This is a genomic window from Paenibacillus sp. FSL E2-8871 (assembly GCF_038000345.1).
Taxonomy (GTDB): Bacteria; Bacillota; Bacilli; order Paenibacillales; family Paenibacillaceae; genus Paenibacillus_AQ.
This window is the reverse complement of sequence record NZ_JBBOBV010000001.1, coordinates 1102688-1116035: the sequence shown is the minus strand read 5'-3', so window position 1 is coordinate 1116035 and position 13348 is coordinate 1102688. Positions and strand designations below refer to the sequence as shown.

At 47.1% G+C, this 13348-nt stretch carries 14 protein-coding genes; 1 reads left to right on the top strand and 13 read right to left on the bottom strand.

Annotated features, from left to right (window positions below):
- Positions 1-48: 48 nt before the first annotated feature.
- Together NYE25_RS05185 and NYE25_RS05180 are read right to left on the bottom strand one after the other, a co-directional pair.
- Complete coding sequence (locus tag NYE25_RS05185) at positions 49-615, bottom strand: NADPH-dependent FMN reductase (RefSeq protein WP_042188313.1); 567 nt, start codon at positions 613-615, stop codon at positions 49-51.
- 19 nt (positions 616-634) lie between these two features.
- On the bottom strand, positions 635-1690 hold the full coding sequence (locus NYE25_RS05180) for an LLM class flavin-dependent oxidoreductase (RefSeq protein ID WP_076299756.1): 1056 nt from the start codon (positions 1688-1690) through the stop codon (positions 635-637).
- Between the two features lie 244 nt (positions 1691-1934).
- Between NYE25_RS05180 and NYE25_RS05175 the strand changes: the two genes are divergently transcribed.
- Positions 1935-2981, top strand: coding sequence for a stalk domain-containing protein (locus NYE25_RS05175; RefSeq protein ID WP_341145303.1), 1047 nt, complete (start codon positions 1935-1937; stop codon positions 2979-2981).
- A 47-nt stretch (positions 2982-3028) separates the two neighbouring features.
- Here NYE25_RS05175 and NYE25_RS05170 read toward each other — a convergent pair whose 3' ends face one another.
- The 11 genes from NYE25_RS05170 to NYE25_RS05120 form a co-directional block, all read right to left on the bottom strand.
- Positions 3029-4300, bottom strand: coding sequence for a M20 metallopeptidase family protein (locus NYE25_RS05170; protein WP_341145302.1), 1272 nt, complete (start codon positions 4298-4300; stop codon positions 3029-3031).
- Positions 4301-4303: 3 nt separating this feature from the next.
- Positions 4304-5641 carry an LLM class flavin-dependent oxidoreductase gene (locus tag NYE25_RS05165; protein ID WP_341145301.1) on the bottom strand — a complete coding sequence of 446 codons (1338 nt, stop codon included), beginning with the start codon at positions 5639-5641 and terminating at the stop codon, positions 4304-4306.
- A 75-nt stretch (positions 5642-5716) separates the two neighbouring features.
- Complete coding sequence (locus tag NYE25_RS05160) at positions 5717-6196, bottom strand: DinB family protein (RefSeq protein WP_341054946.1); 480 nt, start codon at positions 6194-6196, stop codon at positions 5717-5719.
- Positions 6196-7371: an N-methyl-L-tryptophan oxidase gene (gene solA, locus NYE25_RS05155; RefSeq protein WP_341147684.1), complete on the bottom strand. Its 1176-nt coding sequence runs from the start codon at positions 7369-7371 to the stop codon at positions 6196-6198. The genes NYE25_RS05160 and solA overlap by 1 nt, the downstream gene beginning before the upstream one ends.
- A complete protein-coding gene (locus NYE25_RS05150) occupies positions 7368-8549 on the bottom strand; it encodes an amidohydrolase (RefSeq protein ID WP_341145300.1) in 1182 nt (393 codons plus the stop codon). Before NYE25_RS05150 ends, solA begins: the two co-directional genes overlap by 4 nt.
- A gap of 51 nt (positions 8550-8600) precedes the next feature.
- On the bottom strand, positions 8601-9617 hold the full coding sequence (locus NYE25_RS05145) for an LLM class flavin-dependent oxidoreductase (RefSeq protein WP_341145299.1): 1017 nt from the start codon (positions 9615-9617) through the stop codon (positions 8601-8603).
- A gap of 11 nt (positions 9618-9628) precedes the next feature.
- Positions 9629-10381, bottom strand: coding sequence for an amino acid ABC transporter ATP-binding protein (locus NYE25_RS05140; protein WP_341145298.1), 753 nt, complete (start codon positions 10379-10381; stop codon positions 9629-9631).
- Complete coding sequence (locus tag NYE25_RS05135) at positions 10378-11088, bottom strand: amino acid ABC transporter permease (RefSeq protein ID WP_076299748.1); 711 nt, start codon at positions 11086-11088, stop codon at positions 10378-10380. The genes NYE25_RS05140 and NYE25_RS05135 overlap by 4 nt, the downstream gene beginning before the upstream one ends.
- On the bottom strand, positions 11085-11870 hold the full coding sequence (locus NYE25_RS05130; protein ID WP_341145297.1) for an amino acid ABC transporter permease: 786 nt from the start codon (positions 11868-11870) through the stop codon (positions 11085-11087). Before NYE25_RS05130 ends, NYE25_RS05135 begins: the two co-directional genes overlap by 4 nt.
- 33 nt (positions 11871-11903) lie before the next feature.
- The gene (locus NYE25_RS05125) at positions 11904-12755 is read right to left on the bottom strand and encodes a transporter substrate-binding domain-containing protein (protein WP_094869030.1); all 852 of its coding nucleotides are present in this window, start codon (positions 12753-12755) and stop codon (positions 11904-11906) included.
- A 4-nt stretch (positions 12756-12759) separates the two neighbouring features.
- Positions 12760-13275 carry a GNAT family N-acetyltransferase gene (locus NYE25_RS05120; protein ID WP_341145296.1) on the bottom strand — a complete coding sequence of 172 codons (516 nt, stop codon included), beginning with the start codon at positions 13273-13275 and terminating at the stop codon, positions 12760-12762.
- Between the last annotated feature and the right edge of the window lie 73 nt (positions 13276-13348).

The following is a 13348-nucleotide window of genomic DNA, read 5'->3' as shown; positions in this document are numbered from 1 at the left end:
TGGAAAATAGTAACTAGTTTGCGAAATGTTAGCCTATTTCGATCTTTCTTAGAAACCATATTTAGCTTCTTCAGCCTCTCGAATTTTGGCATAGGTCTCAGAGAGTACATAGGTATCTTCCACTAAGCGGTCTATACGGAATAGCACATCATCATTTACTATTTCTTTTCGATAAAAATCCTTCTCTTCTATAAATACATACGTTTGAACAATTTGCGCTTTCATATAGGCCAATATCGGTTTCAATTGCTGCTCAGCTACCAGATAGTGACGTGCAGAACCTGCCGTGACGAGCATACTTACAACCTTGTGTTGAAATGCTTTTTCGGGTGCTAAATCGAATATATTCTTTAGTGTTGCTGGGATGGAAGCTTGAAATATTGGCGTTCCGATTACGATTACATCTGCTTCCATGATCGTTTGAATTACGTACTTGGTGTCCCCTTCGTATTCCAGATAATTGCGACCATCACTGAATTGAACATCATACTCCGCCAGATCTAGAAGCGTAACTTCTGCATCTTTGTATTTTTCATGAAACGAATTTATTGTGTAATTCATAGCGATTCTGGTTTTCGATCCTATCTTTGACCCTGATAATGCTACGATTTTCATAATTCTGACCTCCTGGAGTTTATTTTTTTGCCGTATATTTTTTAATAGCTGGTAGAATTTCAGAACCGATTAAATCTATGTTTTTCATTAAATTTTCAAAAGGTACGCCACCAAAATCCATTTGTGCGATATATCGTTGATGGCCGAAGAGTTCATGTTGATATAGAATTTTTTCAATGATTTCCTGTGGGCTGCCAATATTCATAACATCGCGCGGATCGGCTCCTTGAGCAAACGCCTGTTTAGGAAAACCACGTCCATTGGTTAATTTCATTCCTTCGTTTATATATGGATAATAGGCTCTTTGTGCCTTCTGTGTTGTTTCATCCGCGTAAAAGAATCCAGCAGTCGCTACAGGCAGCTTCGACGGATCGAATCCGTTCTGGCTTGCAGCTTCACGATAAGCATCAATGGATCTTTTAAACAAGACTGCGGGACCCCCTAAATGGGCCAAAAACATAGGAACACCTGCAATGCCTGCTTTGATCGCACTGGCAGAAGTTCCCCCTACAGCTCTCCATATCGGTAAGTTTCCCTCAGGACGGGGGAGGATTCTTGCATTTTTGAGAGGGTTACGAAATTCTCCCTTCCAATTCATAACTTCGTTTTCATTTATCTTTAATAACAAGTCGAATTTTTCTTCAAATAATTCCTCATAATCATTAAGATCATAGCCCAATAGTTCATATAACCCCACTCTAGAGGCACGGCCAGCTATTATTTCAGCTCGACCATTTGAGATCAAATCAATTGTAGCGAAATCTTCGTACACCCTAACCGGATCAGAGGTGCTTATAATCGTAGATGAGCTACCTATTTTCATTTTCTTAGTAGCCTGTGCAATAGCTGACAGCACAACGGTATGCGCCTGAGTAGCAAAATACTCTTGATGACTCTCTCCTACACTAAAAAAATCAATTCCTGCTTGCTCCGCTAATTGAGCCAAGTCAATAATTTCACGTATGCGTTGTTTGGCAGATATTCGGCTCCCAGTTTCAGGGTTCGCTAGATGATCACCTAATGTATAAAGTCCAAACTCTAAGCCGTTGTCTGCATTGATCCGATATTGTTCCATGATTATCCTCTTTTCTTTAAGAAGTAAGAATTCATTTATGATTTGTCGATTAAATATAATTAAGTAAGTCACTATAATAAGTATAGTGAAGTGCTTGCATAATGTCAAACTAATGATCCTGTTAAGAAAAAACTACTCGATTTAAGCCTTGTGCTAAGAATCCCCTATAATAATCTCCACATGGTATATTTAGGATATTGATTTGATTATTAAAGTGATAAACAAAAAAAGGAGACTTGTATTCATGCACAACCGCCGCTTCATGAACGTATTACTTATTCTTTTCTTATCGGCTTCCAATTCGACTCCGATCTTTGCATCGGCTTCGGTTGTACCGAAGTTATCCGATTCTATCAAACGTTCTGCAATCCAACCCTCCGTCACAATTAATGGCATAAACTTTTCCTTTCAAGATGAGTTGCCTACGTTAATAGAGGGAAAAACGTTCGTTCCAACCCAACTTTTTGAGCATCCCGACATACAAGCCGATATTTCGAAGTTTATAGATAACCCTTATCCGCATGTTTTTATATCACATTTTAACGGAGCACTTTCTATTTATCCGGATAAAAATGATTATATGTTTAGCGATTACAACGAAGATATAGAGGATTCTGATGTTTGGATCAATTGGAAGAGTCCTACACCTTATCTCTCCGGCAGTGATATTATGGTTCCATTGCGCGCTATTGCCGAACGAATCGGGATCTCCGTTGATTGGGATGTAACAACTAGAACAGCGATCATTACCACGGATGATGACTTTCGTGCTGAACTCGAATCTCCTGAGGAGTGGGAAGATTGGCTAGGAATGAAACCTATCGAGATGGATGATCCCTCAGGAGAGGCAATAACAGAGCAGGAGTTAACTGAATTTGCTATTTTGAGCGGACTCCCAGTTCTGGATTCTCGGATTATTGATAAATATACAGCTGTACTCTTACATATCGAAGAGGAAGATGGCGTAGAATCGCTTACGTTGAAATACGTCGATCGTTTAAAAAACGGGAGTTTGGACTGGAGTATGGATTTAGGCATGGGGGATGATGGAGACGACGTCCAAGTGAAGAGGAGCGGACAACTCGTTAGTGTCGGTATGTTCGATCAAGGTCTTAAGAAGCAATTCAGTCATTTCGAGGTAAGTTACAAAGTTCATGATAAGAAAGTAACTCACACCTTTGATATCGCGGGTAAACAAGGCATGTTTTTTGACATTCCTGAGGAAGTGACAAGCGGTGAGATAACTTTCTTTGGGAAAAACGGTTATACATTCGAAACGTATTTCTGGTGAGTTGACAAGCCTAAACAAAAGTAAAAGGTATCCCATTGGGGTACCTTTTACTTTTGTTTGCCGCTGGCCGATCCATTATGCTGTATTGCGAGTCTAACCAGTATACTCGCACCATGACCTAGCATCGCTTCATCGATATTAAACTGTGGCTGATGGATAGCATGGAGAATTCCCTTCTCCTTATTGCCGCAACCGATAAAGGCGAAGGCACCAGGAACTTTATCAAGATACCAACCAAAATCCTCACCAGCCAGACTTGGCTGCTCCAGAAGTATTACCTGATCCTCACCTAGAACTGCACGGGCTGCATGAAGCACCTGCTGCACCGCTTCCGCATTGTTCACTACTGCAATTCCTTCACGCAGCTCCAGCTTGTATTTCCCTCCATAAGACTCAGCTATAGCTGAAGCATGGCGCTGTAAACCATTTGTAATTGCAGCTACCGTCGTCTTGGTAAACGCTCTGAACGTTCCTGTCAGTTCACTGTGTTCAGCGATCACATTAACAGCAGTACCAGCCTGCAACGTTCCGAAGGCCAACACCGCCGCCTCCTGCGGATCGATTCGATTAGCCATCATTCCGTTAATCTCTCCTATATATCGTGCCGCCATCTGGATCGCATCTACAGCTCTGTGCGGAGCACTATGATGACCGGATGTCCCCTGAAATTCCACCTTAAAATGGCTGGACGCTGCCATGGCATCATGAGGGTGAATACCAAGCGTTCCGACCGGAAGCTCTGGCATGACATGTAGCGCGTAGGCATAGTTGACACCTTCCAGCACGTTATCCTCAATGAGATCTCGGCCGCCAGAGAGTAATCTTCCATCAAGCGGACTCTTGACCGCGCCTTCCTCAGCTGGTTGGAAGACGAAAATGATCGTGCCCATCAATCGTTCCCGGAAGGCAGCCAAGGTTCGGGCAGCCCCCAACAGCATAGCGGTATGGGCATCATGGCCACAGGCGTGCATGATGCCGTCATTGACTGACTTGTAAGGCAACTCATTGCACTCTTGTATCGGCAGGGCATCCATATCTGCCCTTAGAAGAAGAGTGGGCCCACTATTGCCATTGTCTGCTAAGCCTTGCAGGAGGCCGACCACCCCCATTCCGAAATGTTTACCGACATTTCTCCGTACTGTGACCCCCCACTCCTCTAACAAATCTGCTACTTTATTAGAAGTGCGGAAGACATCATACATTAGCTCCGGATGGGCATGCAAATCACGACGGTATTCAATCATTTCATCCTGCAGCTGGCCGGCGTAATGCATCATCTCCGCAATATTCGAGTTTTGGTGGTTTGCGAACTGGATCAACCGTCAAATTTGCCCTGCTGGCTGAGAAGCTTTGGAATAACGGTTCTCCGGTAACGGAATGCCGAGGTTTCCACGCAGCGTGTCACTTTCGTATTCAGTGCGGAACAAACCCCGCTCTTGCAGAATCGGCACTACCCGATCGACGAATTCCTCCAGTCCATTAGGAACAGCAGCAGCGATCATAAATCCGTCTGCTCCTCCACCCTCAAACCAGGTTTGAATCTGATCAGCCACTTGCTCAGGTGTGCCAATAAAGCTGCTGCGTGGGGTAGCCGATTGCAAGGCGACCTGTCGAAGCGTCAAGCCTTTCTCCTTCGCATCCTTTTTGATTTTATCCGTGCCGCTCTGAAAGCTATTGCGCCCCAACTCGCCAAGCTCAGGGAACGGCTCATCCAGCGGATATTGCGAGAAATCATGATGCTCGAAGAATCTGCCTAAGTAGTTCAGTGCATTCTCAATCGTTACAAGGCCAGCAACCTCCTGGTACTTGCGCTCTGCCTCCTCCGGCGTGTCACCGATGATTGGAGCAATACCAGGGAAGATCAGCACTTCATCCGGATTCCGGTCAAACGAAGCTACCCTTGTCTTAACATCGTTATAGAATGCTTGGGCATCTTCTAGCGTTTCGTGTCCAGTGAAGATAGCATCTGCTTCCTTGGAGGCGTAATTCTTACCGACTTCCGAGGATCCTGCTTGAAATACGACAGGCTGCCCCTGTTTCGAACGAGCAATATTCAGCGGTCCCTTCACAGAGAAGAACTCTCCTTGATGGTCCAGGGTATGCATTTTTTGTGGATCAAAGAATACACCTGATTCCTTGTCTCGTACAAACGCATCATCCTCCCAAGAATCCCATAGTCCGCGTGTCACCTGCAAATATTCGGTGGCAATGCGGTAGCGCTTGCCATGGTCAGGATGCTCTTTTTTGCTGTAATTTGACGCAGAACCTTCCAGAGGTGAAGTCACCACATTCCAGCCGGCCCGGCCGCCGCTGATTACATCCAGTGAGCCGAATTGACGTGCTACGGTAAATGGTTCACTGTACGAGGTAGACAAGGTACCAACTAAACCGATGTTAGTGCTGACGGCTGCGAGTGCGCTAAGAATGGTCAGCGGCTCAAACCGGTTAAGGAAATGAGGAATGGACTTTTCATTAATGTACAGACCGTCTGCGATGAAGATCAGATCCAACTTGCCTTCTTCTGCCTTCTGTACCCACTCTTTGTATAATTCAAAGTTTACACTGGCATCTGGTTTGGCATCTGGATGGCGCCACATCGACGTGCTGCCTCCTACCCCATGCAGCAGTGCACCCAGCTTCAGTTGTCTTGGTTTGGTCATGTTCATTCCTCCTAAAAGTTTTGTGAGCACACGCTTCCTTGATTTCACTTCATGCAAAACTGACTTCGGAAGCAATCATTGCACAAACGATGCATTAGCTGCGCCCTGTTTGATTCGCTCGATCTGGCCAAGATGTCTCTCCACATGTCCAGTGAAGCCGTGCACGATATCGGAAATTTTCACAGCCTCCCCCTTGAAATTAATTCCGCTTTTCTCCCAATCTTCTTCGCTAAGCCGTTCAAACAAAAGGCTGTTATAGTAAAGCAGGCTGCGGAACAGCTCCAGATTGTCGGAAGCATTGCCGCTGTTGGCGTACTGACCGCTGACCCAAGCATCCTGATTGAAGACTGGAAGCTGTGTAGTCGTAGCAGCGAGAATATCACGAATGCGGAACGAAACTACGATGCTGTGATCAGCCAGATGAGTCAGTACCTCAGTCACACTCCAACTGGCGGGTTCTGCCTTCCATTTCAGTTGTTCCTCCGTTAACCCGGCGGTCGACTTTACTAATTGATGATACGTCCTTAGATAATCACTGATTTGAACTCTGCTCATTAAATCCCCTCCAATATAAGACTTGTTCGCGAATGATCCGGTGGTGCGAAACGAGATAACGAAAAAGGCTGGATGTTATGAGTTGTAACTCCGCCGATCGCTAAGTCAGCCAGTATTTCACCCACAACACTAGAAAATTTAAAACCATGCCCCGAAAATCCTCCAGCTATCAGCACGTTGGAATGGAGCGGATGGCAGTCTATAATGAAATCTTCATCAGGCGTATGCTCATATTTACATGCAGAACCTTTTAGCAATCGACCAGCAGCACCGGGCATGTAAGACTCCAGTACCTTGCGGAGGTCACCCTCATCGCTGGCTTCACTGCCGAACGGGGCAAGCTGTGTACCCGGCTTCCATTCCAGCCCTGTATCATGCCGGCCGATCTTCAGGCCAACTCCATCAATGTTGGGAAATCCGTAATAGCCACCTTCCTCTGCTCCTAACGTAAAGCCAGGGAAATTACCAGCAGCAAAAGCAGGGGAGCTCTCAAACCAGCCCACAACTATGCGGATTGCTTTAATCGGCAAATGTACAAAAGGTGCCAATTTGCCAAACCAAGCTCCGGCACTAAGAATAACTGCCGCTCCGTGATAATCGCCATTTGTCGTATGAACCGTAACGCTGCCTTCGCGAGCGGTGACATTCACTACTGGAGTGTTCGTCAACAGTTCCGCACCATGTCCAAGGGCAAGCTGACGGTAGGCGGAAATACAGCGTTCGCTGTACAAATATCCGGCATCTGGTTCATACATTGCCTCGAATGATTCTGGTATGTTCAATGCCGGCCAGCGCCGCCGGATCTCTTCGGCATCCAGATGATGGACCAGCACCTTCCCTTTCTTCGCTTCATCGAGTCGACCGTTGAAGGAATACACTGTGCTATCCGCGAGATTCAACACGCCTGAGCGGACAAGGAGTTCTGTTTCGCTCAACTGTTCCGCTTCTTTCCATAGTGTATCTGCCCGCAAAGCTAAATCAATGTAGGCGGGATCACCGCTGTAAGCATGCCGGATCAGCCGGGATTCCCCGTGATGGCTGCCCTGTGTATGTGGAGGATCGAATGCATCCACTAGTAGCGTCTTCACTCCGCGCCTCGCAAGATTGTAACCAGCGCTCATGCCCATCGAGCCTGCGCCTACGATAATTACATCGTAACTCTTATGTTCAGCTATAATTCTGCACCTCCACCGGAATTGTAGTACTCAAGGGAACGTACAGCCGCATCCGCTAGGAAACGTGCTGCCACAGGGAGTGCCTGTTCATCCAGATTGAAGGCTGGATGATGCCATTCTTGGCTTCCTTCAGTACCTATAAAGACGAATAATCCCGGTACCACGCGCTGATAGAAGGCAAAATCCTCTCCGGCCAGTGAAAGCTCTGGTTTGACCGCTCGGTAGCCAAGAGCTTCAGCCGACTCTACCCCTAACGCCGCTAAGGCGGCGTCGTTGATGACCGGAGGCGGCCCTTCGATCCAGCGGACAGTGGCTTTAGCTCCAAGAGCAGCTGCCACACCAGTCGCCACTTCCCGAAAGCGGTCAAGTACTTTGCTGCGCACCGTTTCATCAAAGGTACGGATTGTACCCTCAAGCACGGCTTTTTCGGGGATGATATTCCATGAATTTCCGCTATGAATCTGCGTCACACTGACCACCGCACTTTGTAGGGGACTGACATTGCGACTTACAATGGATTGAAATGCAGTCACGATATGCGAAGCAGCTACAATCGGGTCTATCCCAACTTCTGGAACGGCAGCATGAGAACTGCCACCCTGCACTTCAATCACAAACCCGTCAGCCGCTGCCATTAAAGGGCCCGCCGTAATACCGATCGTTCCGACTGGCAGTTCCGGCTTGTTATGCAGCCCGATTACTGCCCGGACTTCTTCTAGCGCCCCGCTAGCAATGATCCGCTGTGCCCCTTGCGCCTTCTCTTCAGCCGGTTGAAACAACAGGCGTACCGTTCCTAGTAACTGACCCTCTCGCTGCTTCAATTGATAGGCGGCACCGATCAAGGCAGCCGTATGGAAATCATGTCCGCAGGCATGCATTTTGCCGGGATACAACGAAGCATAAGCTGCTCCAGTTTCCTCCTGGATTGGCAAGGCATCGATATCAGCGCGCAGCGCGATGACCGGACCGGGCTGCTTGCCCCCAATTTCTGCGATCACTCCGGTAGACAGACCGTAATCTACGACCCTGACTCCTGCCCGCTCCAGCAGGGAAATAATATATTTTGTTGTCTCATATTCTTCGTTCGACAGTTCCGGGTGCCGATGCAGATGACGGCGTATCCCGATTAATTCTTCTATAAGCGCTTCCGCACTCAGCTCTTTAGCTTTACTAGTCATATACAGTCACCCTCCTTTAAACGATTTGTTGTGTGATCCTGATCCGCCCGCTTATGCCTCTGCCGGCACTTCAGCGATTGCTTCGCTCAGGAGCTCAAAGGAGCGGTACCTTTTGTCAAAAGGCTGCACATTCGTAGTTATGATGAACTCCTCAACACCGGATGCCTCTGAAAGTGCCAACAGCTGTTCACGTACAGAGTTCTTTGTTCCTTTGGTAATCTCTGGTTCCAACTCTTCAATCGTGTATGCTTCATTGCTCTGGCGGGCAAACTCCTCCGCCTGTTCCCGGGTTCCAACGGTTAGCTTCTTCCCGCTTGCCAGCTGAATCCGAATCAGCTTATGTGCGCCCGTCAGTTCTTTCGCTTCCTCTTCGGTCTCAGCCACCACTAGTGCTAAAGCGATAATTGCTTGCGGTTGTCTGCCTTGTGAAGAAACAAAACCGCTGCGGTAAGCACGAATAGCATCTAGCGCTACTGTCTTATCGCTATTAATAAATAGGGAGAACACATAAGGTAATCCAAGTTCAGCAGCAATCTCTGCACTGCCTACACTCGCACCAAGCACATACAGCTCGGGCGGAATACCAGGAAGGGGACCTGCCTTCAACCCAGCCAGCGGGTGGTTTTCTTCGAGCCGGTTATGCACATATTTCTCCAGCTCGATGATTTTGTCCGTTAAGCTAGGGGATTCGGTTCTTTCCTGCTGAAGCGCTTGTGTGCTGCGCGGGAGACCGCCGGGAGCACGTCCCACTCCGAGATCCACTCGTCCAGGAGCGAGCGTAGACAGCACATTGAAGTTCTCCGCTACCTTATACGGGCTGTAATGCTGGAGCATGATGCCACCGGAGCCAATGCGGATGCGCTCTGTTTTGGCCAGCAGATGTGAGATGAGTACTTCTGGAGAAGAACCGGCTACCTGCTCAGAGTCATGATGCTCGGAAACCCAGAATCGATGAAATCCAAGCTCCTCAGACAGTTGTGCCAGCTTAATGGTATGCTGGAATGCTTCCTCTGGCGTTTCTCCCGGATAGATCGGACTTTGATCAAGTACGCTGATTGTAATAGCCATTGTTTTCCCTCCTATATGGAATAGTTAAATTCAGGTGTGATTCGCTTCAGGAACTGCTTCGTTCTTTCTTCGCGCGGATGATTAAACAGCTCTGTCGGCGTTCCTTCTTCAACAATGACGCCTCCGTCCATAAAAACCACATGATTCGCCACATCACGAGCAAACCCCATTTCATGTGTGACTACAATCATTGTGATACCTTCCTTGGCAATTTTTCGGATAACAGTCAGAACCTCACCCACTAGCTCAGGGTCCAGAGCCGATGTTGGTTCGTCGAATAAGATAACCTCTGGCTCAAGCGCCAAGGCTCGGGCAATCCCTACACGCTGCTGCTGACCTCCGGACAGCTGACTCGGGTAAGCATCCAGCTTGCTGGCAAGACCAACCTTTTCAAGCAGTGCAATACTCCGCTTTCTCGCTTCGTCCTTCGGAAGCTTTTTGACAATTAACAGCCCTTCCATCACGTTCTCCAGCGCGGTTTTATGACGGAACAAATTGTACTGCTGAAATACCATTGCCGTTTTTTGCCTAAGCTGATGAATCTCCTTTTTGCGGGCATGTTTGCAGTTCACTTTAAAATCGCCAATGGCGATCTCTCCGCTGCTTGGCCTCTCCAGATAATTCACGCAGCGTAAGAGAGTCGTTTTGCCGGAGCCACTGGGGCCGAGAATGACGACAACCTCTCCCTTCGTCACCGTTAAATCTATATTGTTTAATACCTGATTCCGACCGAATGACTTCGAAATTTGCACAAGTTTGATCATGCTACTCCACCTCGATTGTACAGATTAATCCTTTTCTCAATGACCGACGTCACGCGTTCGATCAGAAATGTTAGTGCCCAGAAGATCAGCGCAGCTGCCAGATAAGCCTCAAAAAACTTCCAGTTCGTTGAAGCCACTATCTGTGCCTTAGCATTGATATCCACCACCGAAACAGTAAAAGCAAGGGTAGATCCGTGCAGCATACCGATTACTGAATTCGAAAGATTAGGCAGACTTGCCGCCAGCGCTTGAGGAAAAACAATCCGCTTTAGTGCTTGGGGCGTAGTCATACCGATAGAGTGGGCTGCTTCTAGCTGACCGCGATCCACAGCGAGCAGACCGGAACGGACGACCTCGGACATATAAGCTCCAGCAGTAATCGAGAACGAAATATAAGCAAAACCGATCATCGGAATCGAAACCGACCTAAAGCTCCAGCCGAAATGCGCCGCCAGACCATCAATCAGCACAGGAAGCCCAAAATATATAAGAAGCAGATGCGTCAGCATCGGTGTCCCGCGGATGAACGTAACATAACCGACGGCCAGCGGATGCAGCAGTGGAATTCTGTATAGCCGGATCAAGGCTACAGCCACTCCAATCACAAAACCAATCAATACAGAGACAACGGTAATATATAAGGTCGTAGGAATTGCACTTAGAATTTGTACCAGAGCAGTCCATATAAACGATGGGTCCAGTTTCATAATCCGGTGCCTCCTTTGCCCGGTCCCAATTCTGCAATAATGCGTCGGTAGGACCAGCTTTTGTTGATTTTAAACAATTTTTTCTCAGGCGTATTTCGCTTTTCATGCCGTAGCAGATGGTGTTCTGCTACAAGCAGCAGCTTCTCAATCGTAAAGCTGATGACCAGATAAATAAGCGCAAGCGCGATATAGGTTTCAATAAAATGCTGTGTTAAGCTGCCAAGCGTCTGAGCTTTACCTGACATTTCCATCACCCCGAGGGTAAAAGCTAATGACGTATCTTTCAGTAGTGCAATTACTAGATTGGAGAATACAGGAACTGCTATACCTAGCGCTTGGGGCAGCACGATTCGTGTAAAAGCTTGAAACCCCGTCATCCCTGCAGCGTATGCTGCCTCCACCTGCCCCTTATCCACCGCCATCACAGAAGCCCTAATCATTTCGGACATGTATGCTCCCGTATGCAGACCGTAGGTTAGAATCACAAAGACAAGTACAGGAGTTCGGGTCATATCCACATGGACCAGCTTCATGATTTCAGGCAGACCATAATAAAACAAGAAGAGCTGGATAAGAATCGGAGTTCCCCGAAAAAAAGAAATATAGATTTCGGAGAGGGTCTTTAACACAGGCACTTTATAAAGTCTTGGCAGAGCTACGAGAAAGCCGACAATAATTCCTGTCAGTAGAGAACAGGCGACAATCAGAACAGTGGTGCTTAAAGTCCCTAGTAACTTAGGCAAAAACGAAAATACAAAACTGATATCAAACTGTGCGCCCATATATTCCCTCCCTTCCCGTGCTCACCGGCTCAATCATTTAACCGAATCCGCTGTAACATCCGCACCCAGCCATTCCGTGCTCAGCTTACCCAGTGTTCCGTCCGTCTTCAGCTCTTTAATCGCACTGTCAATCGCATCTGACAGCTTTTGTGAATCGGCATCATCCTTACGGAAAACATAGAGAATGTCCGCGGAGGACAGCTCGTCGCCCGTAGCTTTTAGCTGACTCTGCGGATCAATGATCGGCAGGACAAAATCTGCAGCCAGCGTAGCGTCCACACGCCCAGTACTAATCTGTGCGACGGTATCATTCGCTGCACCGTTCTGATACACGATATTAATCGCATTGTCATGCTCTTTATTGTAGTTTTCCAGAATTTGCGCTTGTGCGCTTGTCGCACCGACTAATACCTTTTTTCCTTTAAGATCATCCAGTGATTGGATCGAATCATTATCCTTCGCCACTACGATGCGGTTTCTCCAGTGGGCATAGGCTTCTTTGTTAAAAGAATATTTCAACTCCCGCTCCGGATTTTTCTCCATGACATGGGCAACCAGGTCGATTTTTTTAGTTTCCAGACTCAGCAGTAAATTGCTGAAATCCATGGTTTGAAACTCGAATTCATATTCAGGCAGCTGCTTATCGATTTCTTTGAGCAGTTCCACATCGAAGCCTGTAAGCTTGCCGTTCTCATCTATGAAGCAGACCTTCGGAAAAGCAGTACCCGTGCCTACGATGATCTTAGTTACCTTTGTCGAACCATTTGCCGTTGCCGAAGCTTCGGCTGCATTTCCATTCTGACTACTGTTCGTGCTGTTATTTCCGCAACCTGCAATCGCCAGTGTCAATAACGATGCAATTACTAATGAAATGGACTTTTTCATTGTTCTATCCCCTTTGAATGATTTGTGGTTTATCTATGAGTGTTTTTTTCATCAGATACATAATGCCGTCACCATTCTGCTGATCCAGTTCTAGAAACCGTTCATATCCCCGGCGTTCATACATTTGAACTAACCATGGGTGCTTCTTCGCCGTTGCCAGCGTGACCGCAGCCGAACCCAATTGTCCAGCAATAATGTGCTCTTCCACCCAATCCAGAAGCTTTCCACCATAACCTCTGTTACTGAAATCCGGATGAGCAGCAAACCATTTAATAAAAGGCAGTGGGCTAATCTTCTTAATCTCTTCTTCTTTTGAAAGTGTTATCGTCGCAACTATCGTTCCATCAACTTCAAGCACATAACACTCATTCGTAGCAATATTGTCTTCAATAAGTGCCAAGTCAGCTGTAGCCGCCGGCCAATGCAGCCCAAGCTCACGAATCAGCTCATACGCTCGATATGTAACCTCAAGCAAAATCTCCGCATCTTGCAGTTCTGCCAGTCTGTATGTCTCACTCATCGCAAGCCCTCCATCCTTCCGAAATTAAATTTATAATTCCTATCGAAATAGTCGTCATTATATGCAATTAACT